2 protein-coding genes are annotated in these 1771 nt (G+C 33.9%); both read left to right on the top strand.

Features of this window, described 5'->3' with window-relative positions; translation table 11 throughout:
* Nucleotides 1-870 (top strand): sulfide/dihydroorotate dehydrogenase-like FAD/NAD-binding protein (locus KYD98_RS17970; protein WP_219781421.1); only part of this gene is annotated, 870 nt, incomplete at its 5' end.
* Nucleotides 870-1771 (top strand): FAD-dependent oxidoreductase (locus KYD98_RS17965; RefSeq protein ID WP_219781420.1); only part of this gene is annotated, 902 nt, incomplete at its 3' end. The genes KYD98_RS17970 and KYD98_RS17965, both read left to right, overlap by 1 nt.

Genomic DNA, 1771 nt, shown 5'->3' with positions numbered 1-1771 from the left:
AAAAGAGAGCTTACAAACAATATATATTTAATGGATATAGAAGCTCCAAGAGTTGCAAAATCAGCACAGCCTGGTCAATTTATCATTATAAAGAATGATGAAAAGGGTGAAAGAGTACCATTAACTATTGCTGATTATGATAGAGAACAAGGAACAGTTAGTATCGTTTTCCAAACAGTAGGAAAAAGTACACAAGAATTAGCTGAATATAAAGTAGGCGAATATGTAGCAGATTTTGTTGGACCATTAGGTCAACCAAGTGAATTTATTCATGAAGATTTAGAAGAATTAAAGAAGAAAAAATTAATATTTATTGCTGGAGGAGTTGGTGCAGCACCAGTTTATCCTCAAGTTAAATGGATGCATGAAAATGGAATGTATGTAGATGTTATAGTTGGATCTAGAACAAAAGATTTATTAATATTAGAAGAAGAAATGAAAAAGGTAGCTGGAAATCTTTATATTGCAACTGATGATGGAACATATGGATTTAACGGTAGAGTTACTGATTGCTTACAAGACTTAGTTAATAAAGGAAATAAATATGATCATGCCGTAGTTATAGGGCCAATGATAATGATGAAATTCATGGCAGCTTTAACAAAAGAATTACAAATCCCAACTACAGTAAGCTTAAATCCAATAATGGTAGATGGTACAGGCATGTGTGGAGCTTGTAGAGTTACAGTTGGAGGAGAAGTTAAATTTGCTTGTGTTGATGGACCGGAATTTGATGGACATTTAGTAAATTATGATGAGTCAATGAGAAGACAAGCTATGTACAAGAGTGAAGAAGGTAAAGCTCAATTAAAGCTTGAAGAAGGAAATACTCATAGTCACGGTGGCTGTGGTTGCAGAGGTGATAAATAATGGATATGAAAGAAAGAATGGTAAGAATACCTGTAAGAGAGCAAAATCCAAAGGTTAGAGCAACAAACTTTGAAGAAGTTTGTTTAGGATACAATGAAGAAGAAGCAGTTAAAGAAGCTTCAAGATGTTTAAATTGTAAAAATCCTAAATGTATGGAAGGATGTCCAGTATCTATTAATATTCCAGCATTTATATCACATATAAAAGATAGAAATTTTGAAGAAGCTGCAAAAGAAATAGCTAAATATAGTGCACTTCCAGCTGTATGTGGTAGAGTATGTCCACAAGAGAAACAATGTGAAGGAAAATGTGTTTTAGGAATAAAGGGTGACGCAGTATCAATAGGTAAACTTGAAAGATTTACAGCAGATTGGGCTGCGAAACATAATGTTGATTTAAGTGCAACAGCACCTAAAAATGGAATGAAAGTTGCAGTTATAGGTAGCGGTCCAGCAGGATTAACTTGTGCAGGAGATTTGGCTAAAAAAGGATATGATGTTACTATATTCGAAGCACTTCATAAAGCAGGTGGAGTATTAGAATATGGAATTCCAGAATTCAGACTTCCAAAAGAAAAAGTTGTTAAAAATGAAGTTGAAAACATAAAGAAACTTGGAGTTAAGATTGAAACTAATGTTATTATAGGAAGAACTATAACAGTAGATCAATTATTTGAAGAAGAAGGATTTAAAGCAGTATTTATAGGTTCAGGAGCGGGACTTCCTAAATTCATGGGAATTGATGGAGAAAATGCAAATGGAGTATGCTCTGCAAATGAATTCTTAACAAGAGTAAACTTAATGAAGGCAGCTGTAGAAGGCTATGATACACCAGTTAGAGCAGGTAAAAAAGTTGCAGTAGTAGGTGGTGGAAATGTTGCTATGGATGCAGCAAGAACTGC

Origin of the sequence: Clostridium weizhouense, from assembly GCF_019431045.1 — a bacterium.
In the GTDB taxonomy this organism is placed as follows: Bacteria; Bacillota; Clostridia; order Clostridiales; family Clostridiaceae; genus Clostridium; species Clostridium weizhouense.
The sequence above is the reverse complement of the archived record's forward strand: the minus strand, read 5'-3'. Positions and strand labels throughout refer to the sequence as shown.